Origin of the sequence: Treponema saccharophilum DSM 2985, assembly GCF_000255555.1 — a bacterium.
GTDB lineage: Bacteria > Spirochaetota > Spirochaetia > Treponematales > Treponemataceae > Treponema_D > Treponema_D saccharophilum.
The window spans coordinates 14144-36999 of record NZ_AGRW01000024.1 but is presented as its reverse complement, the minus strand read 5'-3'; the positions used below and the strand labels follow the sequence as shown (position 1 = coordinate 36999).

Annotated in this window: 15 protein-coding genes and 1 tRNA gene; 2 read left to right on the top strand and 14 right to left on the bottom strand. The window is 57.8% G+C overall.

Annotated elements, in window-relative coordinates:
* The 10 genes from TRESADRAFT_RS00770 to TRESADRAFT_RS00730 form a co-directional block, all read right to left on the bottom strand.
* On the bottom strand, positions 1-1636 hold a 1636-nt coding region (locus TRESADRAFT_RS00770), incomplete at its 3' end, for a sodium ion-translocating decarboxylase subunit beta (protein ID WP_004266581.1).
* Positions 1637-1649: 13 nt separating this feature from the next.
* Positions 1650-3701 carry a sodium-extruding oxaloacetate decarboxylase subunit alpha gene (gene oadA, locus TRESADRAFT_RS00765; RefSeq protein ID WP_004266580.1) on the bottom strand — a complete coding sequence of 684 codons (2052 nt, stop codon included), beginning with the start codon at positions 3699-3701 and terminating at the stop codon, positions 1650-1652.
* A gap of 34 nt (positions 3702-3735) precedes the next feature.
* Entirely contained in the window at positions 3736-3975 is a 240-nt protein-coding gene (locus tag TRESADRAFT_RS00760; protein ID WP_004266579.1) for an OadG family protein, read from the bottom strand.
* Between the two features lie 327 nt (positions 3976-4302).
* Complete coding sequence (dapB, locus tag TRESADRAFT_RS00755; protein ID WP_004266578.1) at positions 4303-5085, bottom strand: 4-hydroxy-tetrahydrodipicolinate reductase; 783 nt, start codon at positions 5083-5085, stop codon at positions 4303-4305.
* Between the two features lie 144 nt (positions 5086-5229).
* A complete protein-coding gene (locus tag TRESADRAFT_RS00750) occupies positions 5230-6555 on the bottom strand; it encodes an aspartate kinase (protein ID WP_004266577.1) in 1326 nt (441 codons plus the stop codon).
* Between the two features lie 105 nt (positions 6556-6660).
* Positions 6661-8586, bottom strand: coding sequence for a carbohydrate-binding domain-containing protein (locus TRESADRAFT_RS00745; RefSeq protein WP_004266576.1), 1926 nt, complete (start codon positions 8584-8586; stop codon positions 6661-6663).
* Positions 8583-8723, bottom strand: coding sequence for a hypothetical protein (locus tag TRESADRAFT_RS16170; RefSeq protein WP_159100014.1), 141 nt, complete (start codon positions 8721-8723; stop codon positions 8583-8585). The genes TRESADRAFT_RS00745 and TRESADRAFT_RS16170 overlap by 4 nt, the downstream gene beginning before the upstream one ends.
* A gap of 116 nt (positions 8724-8839) precedes the next feature.
* Positions 8840-10756, bottom strand: coding sequence for an RNB domain-containing ribonuclease (locus TRESADRAFT_RS00740; protein ID WP_004266575.1), 1917 nt, complete (start codon positions 10754-10756; stop codon positions 8840-8842).
* 114 nt (positions 10757-10870) lie between these two features.
* A complete protein-coding gene (locus TRESADRAFT_RS00735) occupies positions 10871-12022 on the bottom strand; it encodes an ABC transporter ATP-binding protein (RefSeq protein ID WP_004266573.1) in 1152 nt (383 codons plus the stop codon).
* Positions 12023-12206: 184 nt separating this feature from the next.
* Positions 12207-12288, bottom strand: a tRNA-Leu gene (locus tag TRESADRAFT_RS00730).
* Between the two features lie 179 nt (positions 12289-12467).
* Here TRESADRAFT_RS00730 and TRESADRAFT_RS00725 point away from each other — a divergent pair.
* The gene (locus tag TRESADRAFT_RS00725) at positions 12468-13937 is read left to right on the top strand and encodes a peptidyl-prolyl cis-trans isomerase (protein ID WP_002701895.1); all 1470 of its coding nucleotides are present in this window, start codon (positions 12468-12470) and stop codon (positions 13935-13937) included.
* A 61-nt stretch (positions 13938-13998) separates the two neighbouring features.
* Positions 13999-15684: a 6-hydroxymethylpterin diphosphokinase MptE-like protein gene (locus tag TRESADRAFT_RS00720; protein ID WP_002701894.1), complete on the top strand. Its 1686-nt coding sequence runs from the start codon at positions 13999-14001 to the stop codon at positions 15682-15684.
* Positions 15685-15759: 75 nt separating this feature from the next.
* Here the strand turns inward: TRESADRAFT_RS00720 and lepA are convergent, their stop codons facing one another.
* The 4 genes from lepA to tilS form a co-directional block, all read right to left on the bottom strand.
* Positions 15760-17559, bottom strand: a complete 1800-nt coding sequence (gene lepA / locus TRESADRAFT_RS00715; protein ID WP_002701893.1) for a translation elongation factor 4 — start codon at positions 17557-17559, stop codon at positions 15760-15762.
* A gap of 75 nt (positions 17560-17634) precedes the next feature.
* Complete coding sequence (locus tag TRESADRAFT_RS00710; RefSeq protein WP_002701892.1) at positions 17635-19284, bottom strand: S1C family serine protease; 1650 nt, start codon at positions 19282-19284, stop codon at positions 17635-17637.
* Entirely contained in the window at positions 19284-21461 is a 2178-nt protein-coding gene (locus tag TRESADRAFT_RS00705) for a hypothetical protein (protein ID WP_002701891.1), read from the bottom strand. Before TRESADRAFT_RS00705 ends, TRESADRAFT_RS00710 begins: the two co-directional genes overlap by 1 nt.
* Before the next feature lie 98 nt (positions 21462-21559).
* Complete coding sequence (gene tilS, locus TRESADRAFT_RS14775) at positions 21560-22810, bottom strand: tRNA lysidine(34) synthetase TilS (RefSeq protein ID WP_002701890.1); 1251 nt, start codon at positions 22808-22810, stop codon at positions 21560-21562.
* Positions 22811-22856: the final 46 nt, after the last annotated feature.

Below are 22856 nucleotides of genomic sequence, written 5' to 3'. Positions count from 1 at the left end.
GGTTTCCGTAGGTCGCGATGAACACGCCCGCGGCGATAGCCGTTCCGATGACGCCGGAGACGTTCGGTCCCATCGCGTTCATCAGAAGGAAGTTTGAAGGATCCTCGCTCTGCGCGACCTTGTGGGCAACGCGGGCAGCCATCGGTACTGCCGAGACGCCGGCAGAACCGATAAGCGGATTGATTTTCTTTCCCTTCGGCATGAAGAGGTTCATGATGTGAGCCATGCAGATACCGCCGGCAGTCGCGACGCCGAACGCCACGAGACCGAGAACGATGATACCGATTGACTCGCCCTTGATGATTTTCTCCGGGGTCATCTGAGAGCCGACTCCGAGAGAAAGAAGGATGGAAACGATGTTCATAAGCTCGTTCTCCATCGTCTTTGAAAGGCGCTGTGCCGCACCAGATTCCTTCACGAAGTTTCCGAACGCGAGCATTCCGATGAGCGGAGCTGCCGGCGGGAGGAGGAGAATCGTAAGGAGGAGAAGCATCATCGGGAAGAGGATGCGCTCAGCCTTGGGAACCTGCCTCGGGTTTGGCATGTGAATCATGCGCTGCTTCTTCGTCGTGAGGAGCTTCATAATCGGCGGCTGAATCATCGGGACAAGCGCCATGTAAGAGTACGCGGCGACGGCGATGACTGCCATAAGCTCTGGAGCGAGCTTTCCGGAAACGTAGATTGAAGTCGGGCCGTCAGCGCCACCGATGATTGCGATAGCGCACGCCTGCATGATGTTGTAGTTCAATCCGAAGATGTTCATGACGGCTACACCGAAGAGCGTGAAGAACACGCCGAACTGGGCCGCACCGCCGAGAAGCGCCGTCTTCGGGTTCGCGATAAGGGGACCGAAATCCGTCATCGCGCCGATACCCATGAAGATGAGCATCGGGAAGAACTCGTTTCCGACACCCGCTTTGTAGATGATGGCGAGCATTCCGTCGGGAAGGTTGCCCATTCCGGCGCCGACAGCGTTGACGAGAATCGTTCCGAATCCAATCGGGATGAGGAGGAGCGGCTCGAAACCGCGTCCCGCACCGAGATAGACGATGAGGAATCCGATTGCCATCATGATGAACGACTGCCATCCGGGAGCCGTTCCCCAATCTGTCGTGTGGTTCTCAGCCTCCTCGATTACATCGTGGAGGATTTCGTCGTTCGCGTTCGGGTCGCCCTGAAGGACGAAGCGGAGCTTGTTGACGATTGTCTTGGGCTTGTTGTTGTCGGAAGCGGACATTGAATCAGCCGCCTCGACGAGCTTGTTGTACTCTTCCTGAGTCGTCGGCTGCTTGAGGAAGTTGACGTCGTTCTCGTCAGTTTTTGCCGACGAGCCCTTCTCCTTCGTCATCTTAGAGATTCCCGTGGAATTCCAGATGCCGCTGAGGAAGCGTCCCGGGTCGATGTTGTGCTCGTCGCCCCATGTCTCCGTTCCCTTTATGACGCGGGAAAGCCCGTGCTTCGAAGCATCCTGGGCCGGAGCCTCTTTTTCCTGAGCCTGCGCCGGAGCGGTCTCCGACGTCTGGGCGAGAACCTGGCTGCCCACGCTGAGAACGAACGCGACGCCCATCACAGCGAGAGAGACACCAAGAACCTGCCTTTTGAAATTCTTCTGCAAATCAATCATAACGTTATTCATTCTCCCGATTCGATTACTGAACCTCGGCGACTTTCTGTCCGTTAGAAACCTGGCTTCCGGTCGGAGCGATGAAGTGGATTTTTCCGGCGGCACCGGCCTTAATCTCAAGCTCCATCTTCATAGACTCGACGATGATGACAGTCGTGTCTGCCTGAACGGCCGCGCCCTCGGCGACAGCGTACTTGAGGAGCGTTCCCGCGACGGGAGCGTTGACAGCCTTTCCGCCGGCAGATGCTGCGGGAGCGGGTGCCGCTGCAGGAGCAGCCGCAGGTGCCGGAGCCGCGACAGCCTTCACGACGCCGCCGATTGTGGCAATCGTCTGGCCGTTCGAAATCTGGGTTCCGGTCGGGACGGTGTATGTGATAGTTCCGTCAGCGGGCGACTTGACCTCGAGCTCCATCTTCATAGACTCGACGATGATGATTGTCTGTCCCTTGGTAACTTTAGCGCCGTTAGAGAAGCAGTGCTTGAGCAACGTTCCGGCGACCGGAGCCTTCACGTCCTCTCCACCGACAGTCGTCGCAACGGCAGCGGGAGCCGCAGCAGAGGGCGCGCCGAACGCGACGTCGTATGCCGTTCCGTTGACCGTGATTGAAGAGCCGTTCGACGTGACGTTGTATGCCGTTCCGTTGACCGTGACAGTGTAAGAGCCGTTTGCGGAAGCAGCAGCCTTGGGAGCCTCTTCCTTCTTCGCGAATGACTTCTCAGCATCGACAGGACCGTTGGCGCGAGTCTCGAAGAACTTCGTCGCAACCTTCGGGAACATAGCGTATGTAAGGACATCCTCGACGGAGCCGTTTCCGCCGTTCTTCTTCGCCTCTTCGACCATCTTGTCCCATTCCGGCTCAATCTTGTCCGCGGGGCGGCAGGTGAGCGGCTCGGTCATCTTGTTCTTCTCCAAAGCCTTCTTGACGAGGTCGGCGTTGGGAGCAGCGGGGAGCTTTCCGTATTTTCCGGTGAGGAGGTCGCAGAACTCGCCCGTCATGTTGTTGTAGCGTCCGAAGAGAACGTTGAAGACAGCCTGCGTTCCGACAATCTGGGACGTCGGCGTTACGAGCGGAACGTATCCGACATCCTTGTGGACGTTGACGAGCTCTTTGAGAACGTCGTCCATCTTGTCGCTTGCGCCCTGCTGCTTGAGCTGGCTTTCGAGGTTGGAGAGCATTCCGCCCGGAACCTGAGACTTGAGGATGCGCGTATCGGCTCCGAGGAATTTAGACTCGAGCGATGAATAGTGCTTGCGGATGTCGCGGAAGTACGCCGCAATCTCAAGGAGCGCGCCGATGTCGAGCTCGGTGTCGAATTCAGTTCCCTTGAGCATCTCGACGACAGTCTCCGTCGGAGAGTGAGAAGTACCCATAGCCATGGCCGAAATCGCCGTGTCGAGAACGTCGGCACCAGCCTCAGCAGCCTTGAGGAGCGTCGCGACAGAAAGGCCAGTCGTCGCGTGAGAGTGGATTTCAACGGGAAGGTCGCACTTCGCCTTGATTGCCTTCACGAGGTCATATGCCTCATACGGCTTGAGCAAGCCGGACATATCCTTGATACAGATTGAGTCGGCGCCGAAATCGGCGTATGTCTTGGCGAGGTCGGCGTAGACTTCCTTCGTGTGGTACGGAGTCGTAGCGTATGAAATTGCCATCTGGACGTGCTTTCCGGTCTTCTTAGCGGCCTTCGTCGCGCGGTCGAGGTTTCTCGGGTCGTTGCATGCGTCGAAGATGCGGAACACGTCGACGCCGTTGTTCGCCGCGGTCTCGACGAACTTGTCGACGACGTCGTCAGCGTAGTGGCGGTATCCGAGGAGGTTCTGTCCGCGGAGGAGCATCATGATTTTCGTGTTGGGCATAGCCGCGTGGAGCTTTCTGAGGCGCTCCCACGGGTCTTCGTTGAGGAAGCGGATACATGAATCGTATGTCGCGCCGCCCCACGCCTCGGCCGCCCAGTAGCCGATTTTGTCGAGTTTGGGGGCGATTGGCAGCATGTCAGCCAAAGTCATACGTGTCGCGTGCAGTGACTGTGTAGCATCGCGAAGGACAAGTTCAGAAATACCGATTTTCTTAGCCATTTTCTAAAAACTCCTGAAAATAAAAGTGAAACGTTTAGTTTTTCTCGTGCAATGCCGTCGCTATAGCCGCGACGATTGCCTTTTCATCAACTGCGGGAACCGCAGCCGCCACCGGTGCCACCGGCTCCTTCTTAACCTCGTCAAGTTTCGCCGCGTGAACGCAAATTCTCAGCAGGTTCATACAGACGATGAGGATGCAAAGGAACGCGAAGACAACACACATACCAAGCACAGTCAGAATTCCGCTCTGTGTCAGCATTTCAACAATTGTCATAAGTCCTCCAAAGGATTGTACCTAAAAGATGACAAGATTATAGAGGAAAAAATCGGAAGTGAAAACTGTCCAGAACGAAGACGGCGCATCATACAGCCGATTAGCTTGAGAAGCGCCATGCGGACCGACTTTCGAAATCTGTTTCCGAACCTGCAATACAAGAAACGCAGAAGCAAACTTTCTTACGAAAGCCGTCCGGCACGGCAACCTTTTCTCCGGCCAATCGACTATAAAAAACACGGCTCGCCGAACGCCATTGCCGGAGGAACAGGAACGGACAAAAACGCCCGCCCCGGAAAAACGAGCCGGAACGGGCACAAAAACTGCTCAGTCAAAAAGGTCGGACATGCCGTAAAGCTTTCCGCGGGCAAGGCTTCCGGAATTCACGCGGGAAACAAGCTTCTCGAGCGCGACGACGGAACCCCTCGCGAACCCCTCGCGGCTTCTCGCGCGGTGCGTCAGCTCAATCGAATCCGCGGGCGAGTCGAAGAAAACGGTATGCGTCCCCGGAACGGAGCCGACGCGCGTCGACGACACGTGAAGCTCGTTCGCCTTGGGCCGTTCGTGGAACGCGTCGACGACCATCTCCGTCTTCGAAGGATTGCCCGCCATCACGCGTCGCGCGACCTCAAGCGCGGTGCCGCTCGGGCTGTCGGCCTTCTGGTTGTGGTGCGCCTCCCAAACCGCGACATCGTACTCGCTGTACTCGGAAAGGAGCCTTGCAGCCTCCTCGACAATTCTGTAGAACATGTTCACGCCGATGGAGAAATTCGACGAGCGCATCGCGACCCCGTTCTTCTCCGCAAGAAGCGCCGAAATCTCCTCCTCGCTGGAAGCCCATCCCGTCGTCCCACAGACAATCGGAATGCCGAGCGGGACGAGCGCGCGGAGATTCCCCACGACGGCTGACGGATGGCTGAATTCGATGACGCCCTCCGCGCCCGATTTCCTCACAGCATCGGCGACACCGTCATAATCACCCGCCTCCACGACGACGCCGGCATCCTTCGAAACGACATCGATTGTCGCCACAATCTCGTGCCCGAGCGCCTTCGCGGACGACTCTATCATGTGCCCCATCTTCCCATAACCGACCAATGCGATTTTCATTCAGAACTCCTTTCTATAAAAACTGCCGGAAAAGCAAGCCTCCCACGAAAAACGGGGAAGGCGTCTTGAAAAATAGCCCGGAATGCCCCGAGGCATCCCCGAAAAACGGGCGGGAAACGGACGGATGCCCGCCCCGCCGGAGAATTAGCCGAAGAGCGCGCCGTGGAGAATCTGAACGACGCGGTTCGCCTCGGAAGCATCGACGAGCATGGATATGTTGACCTTGCTCGCGCCCTGCGAAATCATCTGGACGTTGACGCCCTCCCGGCCGAGCGCCGTGAAAACGTCGGAGAGAATCGACGAGGAGCGCGTCGCGTCGCAGATTATCGTGACGATTGCCTTGTCCTTCTTGACGACGACCTTCGAAGCCTTCTCCAAATCGGCGACGAGCCCGGAAAGGTCTTTTTTCGTGTTGACGGTGAGGGAGACGGAAACCTCGCTCGTGGCGATGACGTCAATCGAAAGCTCCCATTTGAGGAACTGGTTGAAGATGTGCGCGAGGAATCCCGCGGCGCCGAGCATACGCGAGCTTTCGATGTCGATGAGTGTCACGCCCTTGACGCTCGTTATCGCGGTCACGCGGGGCGTCTCTCCCGAATGCTTCTCGACGATGACGGAGCCGGGGCTTTTTATGTTGTAGGAATTCTTGACGCGAACGGGCGTTCCCGTCCTGCGGCACGGAATCATCGAGCGAGGGTGGAGAACCTGAGAGCCGAACATCGCAAGCTCCTGCGCCTCCTCGTAGGTGACTTCGGGCACGGGGCGCGCCTCCTTGACGACGCGCGGGTCAGTCGTGAGGATTCCGTCGACGTCCTTCCACGTCTGGATTTCCTCCGCGCCCATCGCCGCGCCAATCATCGTCGCCGAAAGGTCGCTTCCGCCGCGTCCGAGCGTGGTGATGATTCCGTTCTTGTCCTTCGCGATGAAACCCGTGACAATCGGAATTTCTTTCTGCGCGCCCGACTTGTAGTCGCCGAGGCAACGGGGAATGTTCTCCCAAACTTCGTCGAGCAGCTCCGCCGACATGTAGTTCGAGTCGGAGACCATGCCGACATCCCAGGCATCATAGAAACGCGCGGGCGTCCCGAGTTTCTGGAGGTACGCCGCCATCATGCGCACGCTCATGCGCTCGCCGAACGATACGAGATAGTCGCGCGTGCGGCGCGTGAGCTCGTGGAGCATCGAAATTCCCGTGAGGAGCGTCCTCAGCTCCCCGAGAAGCTCCGCGATAGCCGGAACGTCGATTCCAAGCTCGCGGGCGGTGTCGAAATGCAGCTTCTCGACCTTCTCGATGTCGACGGTTCCGCCGACTGCCGCGTCAGCAGCCTCCAGAAGATGGTCCGTCGTGTCGCCCATCGCCGAAAGCACGACCGCCGGCCTCTTCTCCGCATACGCCCGAATAATTTCCGCAACATGCCGAATCCTCTCCGCGTTCGCCACGGAACTGCCGCCGAATTTCATCACAATCATCGTTCTTCTTCCTTTGTTTTTGCGATTTCCGCCCGAAAAAGCCGGGACGCGGTGATTCTAGCACAATGCGTCGATTTATGGGAGAAGTATTTCCGAACAGGCGGTTCAGCGCGTCCGCGTGCCTTCCTGCGCGCCGGGATTCGTGCCCGCGCTCGAGACGGTCGCCACATAATTTCCGGATGACGTGCAGAATGTCGTCCGGCTCGTGCCACCGGAAATCTCGGGAAGGCTCGTATACAAATTGTGGAATCTCGTTCCGCCGCTCGCGCTCACCCCGCTCTTCACGGTGTAGGTCGTCCCCGCCTCGATTTTCGGAGAGGAGAGAACCATTATCGTTCCCGTGCTTGACGGGAGCGTGTAGGCGAACACGGGGGTTCCGCCGGAATCCGTAACCGCCATCGTCGTGTCCGCGCTGCCGTAATAGCTGCTTGAAAGGACGACGGTGCTTTGCGTGCAGTTTTTAGGAGCTGTGTAATTGTTCGTCCCCAGGCCGACGAGCAGCCCGCCTTCGATTTTCAGCGGGTAGCTGTCGCAGTCGAAGGCGCATTCCGGGCTGTTGATTCCGATGGCGACGACGACCCCTCCGGAGATGGTGATTCCGCCGGAACCATTCGCGTCGATCGCATCGTTTTTCGAGCTGTACGCATAAACAGCCCCGCCGTTGATGCGGATTGAGCCGCCCGCGTTTATCGCATCGTCGGTGCAGCAGAGCGAGAGCGTGCCCGCGTTTATCGTCAGGTTCCCCTTCGCCTCGATTCCTTCCGGGGAGCATTTCGCGCCGGTGGACGTGTCCTCGTAAGGAGTTCCCGTCGTCGTGATGCTGATTTTTCCGCCGTTGATTTCGACATACGGGTCGGGAACGGTCGCGCTCGTCCCGTCCAGCAGGTTCCCGCACAAAAGCGACGTGTTCGATTTCTGTGTGTAACCGGAAGAGGAAATCGCGCTTTCGTCCGACTTCCAGTGAGCGGTGATTCCCTTCGCGACGGTGTTTATCGTGATTGTCCCTCCGTTGATGATGACGAACCCCGCGCCGGCAGTGTACTCCACAGTCAAATCATCCTCGTCGGCATCCTCGCCCTCGACCTTGATTCCGGCGCTCTCGTCATCGGTTACGGTGCCGTTTCCGGTGAGGCTGATTGTTCCGCCGTCGATTATCACGGCATTCAGGCTCCGCATGCAGTCGCGCCCGGTCGTTCCCTCTACAATCGCGTTCAGCTTCACATCCGCGATTCTGATGTAGTCTTTCGAATAAATCGCGTGCTTGTAGCCGCTGTTCGTAACGGTGAGCGTTCCGCCCGCGCTTTCAGAGCTTTCGCCCGTAAAAATCAGCGCGCCCTTCGCATAGACGGAGCCTTTTTTGTCGTCGTACATAGTCTGGCTTTGGTTCAGGACCCGCGTATCGCACAGCATGTTCTCGCTTGATTCCGGGACGACAATGAACGTGCGGAGCTCGGACGACAGCCGAAGGACGGGTCCCGCGCCGGAATCGCTCGTGATGCTCACGTTGTTCAGGACGACTGCCGCATCCGCGCCCTTGTTTTTGATGAACACCGTCCCCGTATACGTTCCTGACAGGACATATTTGATTTTTCCCGTGCCCTTGTACTGGATGATTACGCCGTTGGAAGATTCGTCCGTGCCGCCCGCCTCATCCTGGACGGCGTTCCCGCTCAGAACGACGGTAATTTTTTTGTCGAAAACCGTTCCGAGCGACGTTTCAGTCGTGCTTGCCGTGACCGTGCCGGAAGAGCCGTCCCCAAGCCATGCGCTCACCGCAGTTCCGTCAAATCTCACATACACGGTGCCGTCCGCGCTGAAGTTTTCGTATAAATCATCCTCCACGAACCCCGTCGCACCGGCGCTCGACTCGTCATCATAGTCGGTAGTGCTCCCGTCATCGTAAATGGCGCCCGCCGAATCCGTCTTGCCCGATGCGCCGTCCTTTTCCGAAGAATCGTCAAATCCGCCCGAACATCCGGCGGCAACCACGCAAAAAAGCGCGAAAAGCGAAAAGCAGCCGCGTTTTTTCATATCCAGCCTCCCGTTATATCTTTTTTTCCTGTCCGGCTTTCCGGCGGGCACCTGATTTCCAGCGCCATCCAGAACGAATTTCCCTCGTTTTTCCGAACACAGTCTTTGATTTTCACGCAGGCCTTTTCTGCAATCATAAAAAACGGCTAAGAGAAAAATAAGAGAATCCGCACAAAAAAATGCACCTCCCGAAACCGGACGGCGTTTGCGTCCGCACGGCTCAGGAGGTGCGTCAAAAAGGTCGTCAAAGAAATCAGACGGCGGCGAAAACGGCGGCGAGCGTCGGGATGTCGACGCGGGACACCTTCACGCGGACGACATCGTTGAGCGCGGCTTCCGACGCCAGCTGAATCTCAAGACCAATCTCGGGGATGAAGAACTGCGGGACGTCGCGGGAGCGGTCAACGCAAACGGCGTCGAATTCCTTTCCGGGATTCTGAAGGAGATAGACGAGCGTCCAATGCATGCGACTGTTCCGCTCCGCCTTCTTGGAAGCCTGCGCAGCCGCCTCTCCCGCGCTCATCCTCATGAGCATCTCGTCCTTGTCTATCATCTTCTCCCCCCGTATGAACGAGCGGAGCTGCTGGTGCGAGATGAGGTCGCCGTAGCGCCTGAGCGGGGACGTGACCTGGGAATACATCGAAAGCCCGAGCCCGCCGTGCGGCGACGGGGAAAGCCCGACGTTTCTCCTTCTCATGCAGCGTCGCAGGCGGAACTGACCAGCAAGCCCCTCGGGAATGTCCGACGGAATCTCCGGGATTTCCTGAGCGATGAACGGGAACGGAATTTTGTTCCTGAACGCGAAAAGCGCGGCGCCCTCCCCCGCAAGAAGCATCGCCTCCCTGACGACCTCCGCGCTCTCGGGATGCGGGGTCGGCTCAATCGAAACTTTCTTCGTCTCCGGCTCAACAGTTATGTGGACTTCGGGAATCTCGATGCTGACCGCGCCCCGCCTGCATCTCCGCTCGAAATTCCGCCGCCCGATTTCGAAAAGCGGCTTGAGCTCGGGCGATTCCTTGAGCTCGTCGGCCTGCTCGTACGAATATCGTTTCACGGAGACAATCGTCCGCAAAACCTCGCACGAATCGACGCTCCCGTCATCAGCGAGTCGGATTTTGAACGACAGCGCCTTGCTTTCCTCGGAAAGGCCGAGCGCGTAGTTCTCGAGGCAGTTCGGCGCGAGCATCATGCTCGTTCCCTCGGGAATGTAGAGCGTCGCGCCACGGTCGCGGGCGATTTTGTCGATTTTCGAGTCGGGGGAGACGGCGCTCGCAGGGTCGGCGATGTGCACCCAAAGGAATTCCCCGTCCCAGCCGATGGCGTCGTCCGGGTCGTTCGACCACGCGTTGTCTATCGCATACGAAATGCCGGGAATTCTCACCCGCTCCTCGTCGGGCGGAGGCGGAAGCGGCTCGCTCGCGCTTTTCGCGCTCAGCCCCCACCTCAGCGGATAGGGATTGCGCGTCATCTCCCAAATGCCTGTTTCGAGAAGCAGCCGGTGCGCGTTCTCGGGCGTCTCCGCGATTCCGGCATCCTTCATGACGCGGCTCTTGTCCGTTTTTCCGAGCGCGACCGTCTCGACCTCCGTCATGAAGACGGAATCCTCGGGCAGAAGCTTACCTTCCTTCAGCCGCGCGATAAAGGCAGCCCGAATTTCCTCGGCATGTTCCTTCTCAAAATCCTTCTTCTTCATCGCGGCAATCTCGTCCATGCTTCTCGGGACGAGCATCACGGATCCGTCGACCGTTTCCACCTTGAATTCATACGAGTCGCGGAGCGCGGAAAAAAGCCCCCACACCTCGACAGGAACGAGCGCCCCTTTCATCAAATCGACGACATCGCCGAACGAAATCGGAGCCGATGCCGTCTCTCCATCGCCCAGAAGGAGCTCGTGGACCTCCGCAATCTGCTTTCCCGCCTCAGAATTCTCAGCGCAGGCGGCGTCCGCAAACGCAAGCATCTTGTCGAGGAACGCATGCCCCGACTCGCCGCATTCCAGGACGAGCGGGACGACATCCTTCTCGCGCACCCGCTGCTCCGCATAGACGGCCTTTTTCCCGCCTGCGCTCGCACGGGACGCGCACCACTCGACGACGAATTTATCCCCGTCGACGTCCTTCACCAATGCCGGCAGGTTCTTGTAAATAACAATCGCATTCTTTTTTAGCATATTCTTTTATCGGAAGTAAAAACGCACAAAAAAAGCACCGCCCGAAAAACCGGGACGGTGCCGTTGCGCGGGGAAGCGCTGCATCATCCCCGCACGGAACGAATCATAAAAGCGTTATTTCGCACCCTTTGAAGAGTTCGTGTCGCTCCATGTATTCTTGATTTCCTCGCAGATGTTGACCTCTGTGCTCAAATCGAAGAACTTCGCCTTTGACATATCCGGCGTGAAGTTGATTGAGTCGCCGAGCTGAACCTCGACCTCCGGCGCGACGCGCGCGACGATTGTCTTGTCCTTTACCTGAACGAACACGTGAGTGTCCGCACCGAGCGGCTCCTTGTTCGTAACCTTGAGCTGCATGTTGTTCTCGGCCGCGGGTGAAGCCTGATAGTGGATGTCCTCCGGGCGGATGCCGAAGTAAACTTCCTTGCCGACATAGCCCTTATCCTTGAGGGACTTCTGCTGCTCCGGAGTCGGAACGAGCGTGAACGAGCCTTCCTCAGCGACGACCCTTCCGTCCTTCTCGGCGATTCTGAGCGTGAAGAAGTTCATCGGCGGCGTTCCGATGAAGCCCGCGACGAATTTGTTGATCGGGTGGTTGTACAGATAGAGCGGAGCGCCAATCTGCTGGATTCTCTTCTCTGACATGACGACGATTTTCGTACCCATCGTCATAGCCTCAATCTGGTCGTGGGTAACGTAAATCATCGTCGCCTGCAACCTGTGATGGAGGTTAGAAATCTCGGAGCGCATCGTTACGCGGAGCTTCGCGTCGAGGTTCGAGAGCGGCTCGTCGAACAAGAATACTTTCGGAGAGCGGACGATTGCGCGGCCGACTGCGACGCGCTGCCTCTGTCCACCGGAGAGAGCCTTCGGCTTGCGGTCAAGGTATGTCGTAAGGTCGAGCATCTTAGCCGCCTCATCAACCTTGCGCTTAATCTCAGCCTTGTCAACCTTGCGGAGCTTGAGACCGAACGCCATGTTGTCGAAAACGGTCATGTGCGGATAGAGAGCGTAGTTCTGGAAAACCATCGCGATGTTGCGGTCTTTCGGCGGAACATCGTTCATAAGCTCGCCGTCGATGAGAAGCTCACCAGCGGTGATGTCCTCAAGACCCGCGACCATGCGGAGCGTCGTTGACTTTCCGCAGCCAGACGGTCCTACGAAAACGCAGAACTCTTTGTCCTCGATTGTTACGTTCGACTTCTCGACAGCGAGAACATTCCCGTCGTAAATTTTTGTGATGCCCTTAAGCTCAACCTTTGCCATGTTTTACTCCTTATGACATTGGGATTATGAATTATGTTTCCGATAATAAACCACAACAGGACGGAAATCAACACCCCTGTTATATTTTTTTTCAAAAATCAGCGTTTTTTGGATAATTCAGCGATTTGAAAAGGAAATTCCGCGCAGACAAAAAAAAAGCGGCTCCCGATTAGGAAGCCGCCGTTGCGGAGAACCTGACTTGAACAGGCACAGCTTGCGCCACTAGCACCTCAAGCTAGCGTGTCTACCAATTCCACCATCCCCGCAAAGATGTTTAGATAATACAGAAATGCGGAAAACGTGTCAACACCATCGCGAAAAAAAAATCAAAAAACGCGCGAATTGCCGAAAAACGCGCGCCCCGTCCATCGTTGACAGCTATTTTTGACGATGATAAAATCCATGTCTCACATATTTCAAATATCCAAGAATAAGGAAAAAATTTATGAAAAAGCCTCTTCTTTACATCGGCTCCGTCCTGATTTTCATTTTGGCGGCGGTTGCATTCGTATTCGTCCCGGCAAAAGCCGGAGGCGGGCAGAACGGCGCGTACCCGGTTTTCGGGAAGTACGACGGCAAGCCCATCGAGCTCAAGCCGGGAACCGATTTCGCAACGGCGGTCAACAACTACTCGAATTTCTACAGGAACCAGGGCGTGAACCTTGACGAGCAGAATTCCTTCTATTTGTACAACATGGCGTTCAACGCGGCAATCGTGACGACGACGGCGCGCGAGGCGGAGAAATCCGTCGGGTACAAACCGAGCAAGAAGAGCGTCAGCAGGAACCTCCTCCGCTACTACTCGGACGAGACCGGCAAGTATTCGTCAAAAATATACAGCATGTACTCCGACAACCAGAAGGAGGAGCTCAGGAAGAACGTGGAGAAGGACCTCGTCGTCAGCAGGTTCAACGACGACATCTTCGGCTCGGAGACGGAAGTCGGCGGGAAGAAGCTCTACGGAATCAAATCGTCGGACGCCGAAATCGCATTCCTCAAGAAAATGGGCGAGGACAAGCGCGCGTTCAACATCGTGTCGTTCAGCAAGTCAAACTACCCCGAGTCGGAGATAAAATCGTTCGCGGAGGGAAACAAGGAGCTGTTCGACAAGTTCGACATCTCGGCGATAACGATTTCCGATGAGGCGACGGCGAAGAAAGTGCAGAAGCAGCTTGCGGGCGGCGAGATTTCATTCGACGACGCTGTTGCCGAGGAATATTCCGAGAAGAACTACACGGACGCGAAAGGAAAGGTCACTGCCGCGCACCGGTATCAGGTCAAGGGAATCCTCGCGGACGAATCATCGCTCAGCGCAATCGAGTCGCTCTCGGACGGAGCGTTCTCCGATGTCGTCAAGACGGCAAGCGGCTGGACCGTGTTCAGGAAGGACGGAAAGACGGCCGGAACGGACTTTGAGACCCCGGACGGGCTTGACGTCGCGAAGAGGTACATCACGTCGAACGAATCCGGCAGAATCGAGGATTACTTCGTCGCGAAGGCGAAGGACTACATCGCGAGCGCGGCGGTTGCGGGCGAAGGCGCTGAGCTTCCCGAGGGTGCGGAGAGCTTCACGACGAAGCCGTTCCCGCTCAACTACGGAAGCACGACGATTGCGGGAAAACTTCCCACGGACGTTGCCCCGCTCGCGGGCGCGGACAGGAACGAGAATTTCTGGGAGAAAGCGTTCAAGCTCAAGACCGGCGAATACTCGGAGCCGCTCGTCATCGGAAACTACGTCGTCGTCCTCCGCATTGCTGAGGCTGCGGAAGATGCAGAGGAGAAGGGGCTCAGCGACGACGCTCTCAGGAGCGAAATCGCGAATTACGACAGCAGCTCGGCGCAGTCGGTGATGACAGGCAGCAAGAAGGTCGAGAACAACGTCCTTCAGGCATACTTCAAGATGGTGAAAAACTAAGCGGAAAAAAGGGAGCGCGGGCAGAACCTGCGCCCTCTTTTTTTCCGCGGAATTGCGATTTATGGAAACGACGAAAAACGAAAGCAACGACGAAAAGCCCCGTCTGGTTGACACCGGCCGGGGCTTTTCCGTCTCATACAAGGGAAGGCTCCTCTACTCGAAATACGCCCCCGAAAAAGCGATAGAAAAAACGCTCGACACGCTCGAAATACGCGCCGCGACAATCGTCCTCTGCGCCTCCCCCGCCCTCTGGCACGGGATAGAGAAACTGTGCGGGAAGCTGGGAGACGACTGTCTGGCGCTCGGCATCGAGACGGACAAGGATTTGCACGACTTCGCGGAAGCCGCGCTCGAAAAAAAGAAAGCGGCGGACAGCTCGCTCCGCGCGGAGCTTCTTCCGCTCGGGATGAACGGGAAAATCGCGGAAATTCTCTCGCGGGAAATCAGCGCCGGCTTCAGGATACCGCCCGTCAGGCGCGTAATCATGATTGAGATGAGCGGCGGCGCGGCATTCGGAAAGGAAACATACAGGATGATGCTGGGCGCGGCGGAGGATGCGGTCTCGCGGTTCTGGAAGAACAGGCTCACGCTGACGAGGTTCGGGAGGCTTTTTTCCCGGAACACGATACGGAACATCGCGAAAATTCCGGCATCGGTTGATTTCCGGGACATCAGCGGCACGGTCAGCAAGAAAATCCTCGTCCTCGGCGCGGGAGAAGGAACGGGAAAGCTGATAGAGGAAATCGGCGCGGACAAAATCGGGGAATGCCTGACGATTGCGGTCGACGCCGCGGTCCCGGCGCTTTCGGCAAATGGAATCAGGATTGACGCCATAGTCGCGGTCGAGTCGCAGCTCGCAATCGAGCCGTCGTACATCGGCGCGAGGGGGCACACGAACGGGACGATTGTCTTCGCGGACATGTCCTCGCGCTCGCAGGTCGCAGACAGCACGGGCGGAAGGCTCTCGTTCTTCGCGTCGTCGTACACGAAAGCCGAATTCCTTGAGCGGCTGAAAAAGGAGGATTTCTTCCCGCCGGCAATCCCGCCGCTCGGCTCGGTCGGGCTTACCGCGACATACATCGCTCTTCTTCTCCGCGCTGGAACGGAAATTCCCATAGCCGTCGCGGGGCTCGACTTCTCGTTCTCGGCGGGGCGGACGCACACGGCAGGAACGAACGCGGAGGAAACGCGGCTCGCAAAACGGACGAGGCTCTCCTCGGACGGATTTTTCGAGGCAGCATTCGGGAACGGAGCGCGGAAGAAATGCGGGAAAAACGGCGACGTCTACACGGACATAGCCCTTTCCTCTTACGCGGAGCTTTTCCGCTCGGCATTCCGCGCTCAAACAAATCTTTTCGACGCAGGAAAAAGCGGACTTCCGCTCGGCATTCCTGACGCGGGCGATTATTTCTGGAATTTCCCGCGCGGGAACGGAATTCTCCTGAAGGAAAAGGGAAAAGGAAAAGTGCAGGCGGAACGCGCCGCAGAAAAGTGGCTCGAGGATGAGGAACGCGCGCTCGAGCGTCTCCGCGAACTGCTCATGTTCGGAAACGATGTCGCGCGCTGCGGAAAAACCGCGGAGGAGGAAATCGAGTCGATTGTCTCATGCCGCGAGTACCTTTTCCTCCATTTTCCGGACGGATACAGATGCGACACGAAAAACATCAGCTTCCTCAAGCGCATAAGAACCGAGACCGATTTTTTCCTGAAAGACATCCGGAAAGGAATATCCATGCTTGGAAAATAGCTCGCCGTACAAAGAGGAATCCCGCAAAGCGGAATTTCTCCCAAAGGAATGAGGAATAAGCCTTCCGCTTATTCCCTATTCTTCCTTCTCCTTCAGCACGGCAAGGAACGCGCTCTGGGGAAGCTCGACGTTTCCAATCATCTTCATGCGCTTTTTTCCCTCCTTCTGCTTCTCGAGGAGCTTGCGCTTTCTCGTCACGTCGCCGCCGTAGCACTTGGCGAGGACGTCCTTCCTGACGGGATTGACCGTCTCGCGCGCGATAATCTGGCTTCCGATTGCGCCCTGAATCGCAATCTTGAACTGCTGGCGGGAAATCTCGTCCTTGAGCCGCTCGCACACCTTCTTCGCGCGGGCAGCTGCGCTCGGCTTGTAGGCGAGCTGGGCGAGCGCGTCCACGGGCTTCCCGTTGAGGAGGATGTCGACCTTCACGAGCTCCGTCGGCTGGTAATCAGTAAGCTCGTAGTCGAAACTCGCGTAGCCGCGGCTGTAGCTCTTCAACTTGTCGTAGAAATCGAAAAGAACCTCGGAAAGCGGCATCTCGTAGACAAGCTCCACGCGCTTCTCGTCGAGGTAGCTCATGTTCTTCTGAACGCCGCGCTTCTCCGTGCAGAGGTTCATTATCGAGCCGATGTACTCGGCGGGCGTGATGATGCTCGCGTCGATGTACGGCTCGCTCGCCTCGACCCTGCCCTCCGGAAATTCCGTCGGGTTGTCGATTATCTTCTCCTCGCCGTTCGGCATCTTCACGCGGTACTGGACGCTCGGCGCGGTGAATATGACCGCCTGGTCGTAGTCGCGCTCAAGACGCTCCTGGATGATTTCGAGGTGCAGCAGCCCCAAAAATCCGCAGCGGAACCCGTTACCGAGCGCGAGCGAGTTGTCCTTCTCGTAGACGAGGCTTGCGTCGTTCAGCTTGAGCTTCTCCATCGAGTCGCGGAGCTCCTCGTAGTCGTTCGAGTCGAGCGGATAAATCGAGGAGAAGACGACAGGCTTGACGTCCTTGAAGCCGGGTAGCGGGGAAGCGGCTGGGTCGCCCGCAAGCGTCACGGTGTCGCCCACACGGACGTCGGAGACCGTCTTCACGCCCGCGATGATGTACCCGACGTCGCCCGCCTCAAGGAACTGCCGCTCCTCGTACTGGATGCGGAATATGCCGATTTGGTCGACCTTGTAGTCGGCGCCGTTCGACATGAAGCGGATGGTGTCGCCCTTTTTGATTCGTCCTTCCTTGACGCGGATGTGGATTACGACGCCGCGGTACTCGTCGTAGTGGCAGTCAAATATGAGCGCCTGCGCCTTCCCGTCGGGATTTCCCGTCGGCGCGGGGAATTTTGTGACGATTGCCTCGAAAAGCTCGTCGACGCCCGCGCCCGTCTTTGCGCTCACGGGAACGGCGTCGGCGGAATCAAGCCCGAGGTCGTGGTCAATCTGCTTCTTCACGGAGGGAATGTCCGCGCTCGGAAGGTCAATTTTGTTGATGACGGGGACAATCGTCAAATCGTGCTCCATTGCCATATAGAGGTTCGACACGGTCTGGCTCTCCACGCCCTGGCTTGCGTCGATGAGCAGGAGCGCGCCCTCGCAGGAGGCAATCGCGCGGCTGACCTCGTACGAAAAATCGACGTGCCCCGGCGTGTCGACGAAGTTCAGCTCGTAGTCGTTCCCGTCCTTCGCGCGGTACGGAATCGTGACCGCCTGGCTCTTTATCGTGATTCCCCGCTCGCGCTCGATGTCCATGTTGTCGAGAATCTGGTTCATCATCTGCCTGTCGTCGATTATCTTCGCCTTCTGGATGAGGCGGTCGGCGAGCGTTGACTTTCCGTGGTCGATGTGCGCCACGATGCAGAAGTTCCTCTTGAATTTCATTTCTGTCATATTTTTTTCCTTGTCGTGTTGAAAAAGTAAAAGGGCGACGGCGAAATTCCCGGAAACGGGAAATCGCTTTCCGCGCTAAAAATAATACGGGCTGTCGAACGACGATATCATCGCAAGCGGGACATCGACGTAGCCCTTCTTGCGGTTCTTCGTGTAGACCTCTACGTAGAGCGCTGTTTTATCCTCGCTGACCTTCTTCGAGCGAATCTGGAGCGGATCCATCTCGGAGAACCCGGACTCGTCGGCAATCGAGCCCCGCAGAACGCTCTGGACGACGAATTTCCGGCTGGCGTTTTCCGAAAGCGGGACGAGCTTCATCCCGAAAAGCGGAACGAACGCGTTGGCAATCAAATCCGAGTTGTAGATGTCGAGCCCGGGAGCGGACGGCCTGACGCCGAGATAGACGGCGACTTTCTTCTCGGAAGGCTCGTCGGAATCGATTCCCCTGATGACCGAAATGTCTATCACCGTCTTCGCGGAATTCTTGAGGAGGATGCCCTGGAAATCCTCAAGGGTGCGGATTTTCTGCCCGTCAGCCCCGACGATTACGTCGCCGACTTTCAGCCCAGACCTGTCTGCGCTTCCGCCCGGCAGCGAATACAGAATCTCAAGCCCCGCCTCTTTTCCGAGGACTTTCTTCGTCCTTCCGAAACACGATATCCACGGGTGGTCGATGCGGCCGCCCGCAAAAAGCGCCGGAAGCTCCGACTTGAGGTATTCGACGGGAATCGCGAAATTCAGCCCCTCGTACTGGAGCATCCCCGCAAAGACAATTGCCTGGACGTTCCCGTTCTCGTCGATGCACGGACCGCCGGAATTCCCCGAATTCACCGCGGCATCGATTTGCATGACGGAGCCGAGCGTGAAGAGCTTTCTGTCCGTCGCGCTGACGATTCCGCTTGTCAGCGTGCGCTCAAGACCGACGGGCGAGCCTATCGCATAAATCTTGTCCCCGACATCGAGGTCCTTGCTCGAGCCGAGATTGAACACGAACGGCGCGTCGACCTCCGCCTTCAAAAGCGCAAGGTCGAGGATTGAATCCCAGCCGATGACCTTCGCGGGAATTCTCGTCGTGCTGTCCTCCGCAAGCTTTATGAAAACGCGCGAGTATTTTTTGTTTTTCGGGTCAACGACGTCCTCGATTACGTGGTTGTTCGTGATTATGTACCCGTCCTTCGAGATGAAGAACCCGGAGCCGATTACCCGGTCGGCATACCCCATCCCGTTGTGGAACGAGATGCCCTTGTCGACCCAAATCGTGACGGTTCCGTTTATCAAGGACGAAACCTTCGAGACTCCGGACGAGCCGCCGCCGAGCCCGGGAACGGAAAGCGCGCACAGCCTGTCAAGCTCCTCCTCCGTTTTCGAAAGCGAGCCGAGCGACGGATATTCCTCGACACGGAGCGCCTTGAACAGGCTCCTCGCGGCATACCAGTTCTCCTTCTCGACCGCCGAATCGAATTCCGAGACGACAGCCGCAAACGCGCGCCCGACCGTCTCCTCGTCGCCGAGAAGCTTCGCACGCCACAGCCCCATCACGGGATTGTACGAATCCTCGTTCTCCTTTGACAGCAGCGCGTCAATCGCGTCGATTTCTCCTTTCCTGACCTCCGCAAGGGAATAATCGGGCGCGACGAAAACAGTGCCCCCGTCCGACGCGCATGACAGGACGGGAAAAAGAAGCAGCGGAAAAAATGCCGACGCAAGAAAAGAACGCAGCTTCATCACTTTTCCCCCGAGTCCGAGGGAAGAATCTCTATGAAAACCATCGAGCCGACGCGGACAGCATGGTAGCGCGCGTCTTCAAGCTGAATAACCTTCGAGACGCCCTGCTCCACCCCGCCAAGCTCGCGGTTAACGGCAATCTCAACGGCGCCCGTCGCGATGTCGTCGCGCTCCTTCCCGCCAATCCAGTAGAATCCGTCGCGAAGCCCGCCGAAAATCCGAACGTTTTTGCGGAGCACCTTTCCGTTTTCGGCAGACGAGATGCTCACGTTGACGGGAATGCCGTTCTCGGAGGAGACCGTAACGACATCTCCGGAGAACGGCTGGTGGAAAAGCGAATCCTCCCTTTTCACGCCGTCCTTCGACTCGGGCCTTTTCACATAGCGGACATCCCATTTTCCGTCGCCGTCCGAGTCCCATGTCGAGATTTTCCCTAGCCCCTCGGTATATTCCTCGATGAAATCCGGAACGGTGTCGCCGTTCCAGTCCACCTGAATCATCTTCACGTAAACGCCCGTCCCCTTTGCGGGCGTCCCGAAAAGGTTCGTCACGACCTGAAGCTCGTCGGCCTCCGACATGAACCGCCCTTTCTTTTCCGAATCGTGCCCGAACATCTCCGTCGTCTCGAACAGCCCGTCGTCATCGGAATCGACAAGGCGCATGACGGGAAGCCCGTCCTCAAAGCGCGCAGTCGCGTACATCCTGCCGTCAACGCCGCCGACGGTGTACCGCGCGCTCTGCGGGATTCCGCCGAGAACGCTCACCGTCACGTACGCGTCAGGGCGCTCCGCCGAGGGAAGCGAATACGAGGTCGAGGCGAGAAGCAAATCAGTTCCGGAAACGGCGCGGCGCTTCTTTGGAATGCTCGGTATAAAGAAATCGATTCCGACAGCTTCCTTGAGGACGGAATCGAACACGATGTCGAACGGAGTCCACGAAAGCGTGTCCGCTATAAGGTTGAACGAAAGCTTTTTGACCTTCGTCCCGTCGCCGACTTTATCCGAGACGTCGTAAACGGCGCTCCTCACGAACGGCCATGTTCCGTACCCGACATCGAGCCTGCTTTCCCCGACATGGATGGCAACGGGAACGCCGAAATCGCAGTCGGCGACCCAATCGTCGACGCCGTCCTGGTTCCCGTCATACGATATCGCCAGCGCGCGGCCGCGCTTGTACACGACCGTCATGTCGCACGTCCCGTCCCCGTTCGTGTCGTCGAGAATCGTCCCGCTGAACGAATTCAAGTAGTCGAAGAATTCCTTGCGAAGCGTCTCCCCGCCCTCGTCCATCTCACCACCGAAAACGGCGGCGGCAAAAACCTCAAGGACGGAAAGCCGGACAGGCGACGAATCGGAATACCCGTAGAAATAATCGAGCGCGCCGTCCCTGTCGAGGATCCCGTTCAGAAAACCGTACGTCGCGAAAAGAACGGAGCGGTGGTTCTCCGAATCGAACGCCTTCAGCGAGCGCACAAGCTCGTCGCCGGAAAGCGTGAAAAGCGACGACAGGAGGCGGACATCGTCGTTCACGGAAGCGTAGTTCCCCATGCACGCTAAAAACGAGCCGGCGATGCGCTTCACATCAGACGAAAGCCCGCCCGCGCAGAACGATTTCAGATATTCGAAATTGTAGAAAAGCTCCGCGAACCGCACGTCGTCCGGATACACCTTGCGCGCCGTATCGACGCGGGAGCGCGCCTTCGCGAGGGAATCCTTGTCCCCGAGACTGTAATACGATTTTACGCGGATGAATTCGGCGTCGGCGGAATAGACCATCGGCTTCGAGTCAAGCAGTTTTATCGCATCGCGCGGCCGAAGCGACGAGCAGAGGATGTCGGCGCACAGCACGCGGGCATTGTCCCTGTTGTAATCGACCCAGTCTGTCTCCTTCCCGTCGAGGGATTTCGTCACGAGGGGAAGAATTTCGGCGCGGGAGCCGCCCAAAGCCTGGCGGGCAACGGCCTGCATGTACCACAAGTCCGCGACCGACCCGTCGTACTGCAACCCGAGCCGGGACTGCGAATCGGATTCCGCCCACCGCCCCTCAGCCGCATACTGCTTGGCGAGCTGGAGATAGCGGACGGCCGTCCGCCTGTTTGCCGAGGAAGGATTCCCCCGCGCGGAAAACGACGGCAGCGAAATCAAAACAACAGTCAAAAATGCAAGAATTTTTTTCATCGGTCTTTCCTGAAGGTCTAATGTTACTCTAAATATCGGCAGATGAAAAGGCGAGCGTTCGCGCAATCGTTCATTTCGGGATTTTGGCGCGGGAAGCCCTAGACAAGCCCGGCCTCCTCAAGGAAGGCGCGGAATTCCCCGACAATCCACGAGCCGTAACCTCCCGCGAGGACAGCGACGACATTCATCGTCCCCGCATCGACGACGACGGGAACGGACTGCCGCGACTGCCGCGGGACTTTCCATTCGGAAAGGATTTTCTGGACGTCCTTCCGGCGGCCGTCCTTCATCGCTATGCAGTCCCCGGAAATGACGCTGCGCTCCACGAACCTCCTTCCGCCCGCGGAGAACGACCTGCAGAAACCGCGCTCACGCGTTTTTTCCACGGAATCAAGCCGGAAAGCCCGGACGGAATTTTCATCCGCCGTTATCGAAAATCCCCCGAACGAAACGGAATCGCATTCCCCCGCCCGAACGGAAACGATGCGCCCCATGAGCGCGTACGGGAATCGCGCGGAAAATCCGGCGGAGAGCAGCATAGACTGCACGGCGCGCCTTCTTATAGACGGCGGGAAAGAATCCCATCTGGCGCGGGAAACGGACGAAGCGTTCTTCCCGACGGACGAAACGACGGCGCTGTCGATGAAATCGTCGTCGTCGCGGACCTTGCCCGCGCCCCGTATAACGGCGCCCCTCCACCCGGGAAACTGCGCGTCAAGAAACGGAACAAGGTTCGCGCGAATTCTGTTCCGCATGTATCCGGTATCGGAATTCGTCGAATCGGTACGCCATGGCTGCGAGCGGGAGCGCAGGAATTCCTCTATCATGCTCCTCGAAACGGAAAGCAGCGGCCGGACGAACACGCCACGCCTCATCCTGATTCCGCCGCCCCCGTCCGTCCCGCTCCCCTGAATGAAGCGCATCAGAACCGTCTCGAGCTGGTCGTTCTCGTTGTGCGCGAGGCATAGCGCCTCGACACCGCTTTTTTCGACGAACGAATCGAACGCGCCGTAACGAAGGAACCGCGCCGCCTCCTCGATTCCGCCGCCACGCTCGGACGCGACCTCGCAGACCTTTCCGCGGGGAATCTCCACGACATCGCAGGCAACCCCGAGACGCGCACACAAATCGCGCACGAATTCGGCATCGCCCCTCGTCTCGTCGTCAGGACGAATGTTGTGGTTCACCGTAACGGCACGGACGCGCCCCGCACCGAAAATTTCCGCGAGCGAGACGAGAAGCGAGACGGAATCAGCCCCGCCGGAGACGGCTGCCCCGATCGAGCGGCACGAACCGACGTCTATTCCGCACCCGAGAAGCCCCGCGCGTACGCAATCCAAGAATTCCATAAACTCCTCATAAAAACGAAACCCCGCCTGCGCGAGCGCAAGCGGG

Coding starts and splice junctions, on each gene's coding strand:
- TRESADRAFT_RS00725 (WP_002701895.1), top strand. CDS start 12,468: ATGAAAAAGCCTCTTCTTTACATCGGCTCCGTCCTGATTTTCATTTTG.
- TRESADRAFT_RS00735 (WP_004266573.1), bottom strand. CDS start 12,022: ATGGCAAAGGTTGAGCTTAAGGGCATCACAAAAATTTACGACGGGAAT.
- dapB (WP_004266578.1), bottom strand. CDS start 5,085: ATGAAAATCGCATTGGTCGGTTATGGGAAGATGGGGCACATGATAGAG.
- tilS (WP_002701890.1), bottom strand. CDS start 22,810: ATGGAATTCTTGGATTGCGTACGCGCGGGGCTTCTCGGGTGCGGAATA.
- TRESADRAFT_RS00750 (WP_004266577.1), bottom strand. CDS start 6,555: ATGATTGTGATGAAATTCGGCGGCAGTTCCGTGGCGAACGCGGAGAGG.
- TRESADRAFT_RS00745 (WP_004266576.1), bottom strand. CDS start 8,586: ATGAAAAAACGCGGCTGCTTTTCGCTTTTCGCGCTTTTTTGCGTGGTT.
- TRESADRAFT_RS00720 (WP_002701894.1), top strand. CDS start 13,999: ATGGAAACGACGAAAAACGAAAGCAACGACGAAAAGCCCCGTCTGGTT.
- TRESADRAFT_RS00760 (WP_004266579.1), bottom strand. CDS start 3,975: ATGACAATTGTTGAAATGCTGACACAGAGCGGAATTCTGACTGTGCTT.
- lepA (WP_002701893.1), bottom strand. CDS start 17,559: ATGACAGAAATGAAATTCAAGAGGAACTTCTGCATCGTGGCGCACATC.
- TRESADRAFT_RS00705 (WP_002701891.1), bottom strand. CDS start 21,461: ATGAAAAAAATTCTTGCATTTTTGACTGTTGTTTTGATTTCGCTGCCG.
- TRESADRAFT_RS16170 (WP_159100014.1), bottom strand. CDS start 8,723: ATGATTGCAGAAAAGGCCTGCGTGAAAATCAAAGACTGTGTTCGGAAA.
- TRESADRAFT_RS00710 (WP_002701892.1), bottom strand. CDS start 19,284: ATGAAGCTGCGTTCTTTTCTTGCGTCGGCATTTTTTCCGCTGCTTCTT.
- oadA (WP_004266580.1), bottom strand. CDS start 3,701: ATGGCTAAGAAAATCGGTATTTCTGAACTTGTCCTTCGCGATGCTACA.
- TRESADRAFT_RS00740 (WP_004266575.1), bottom strand. CDS start 10,756: ATGCTAAAAAAGAATGCGATTGTTATTTACAAGAACCTGCCGGCATTG.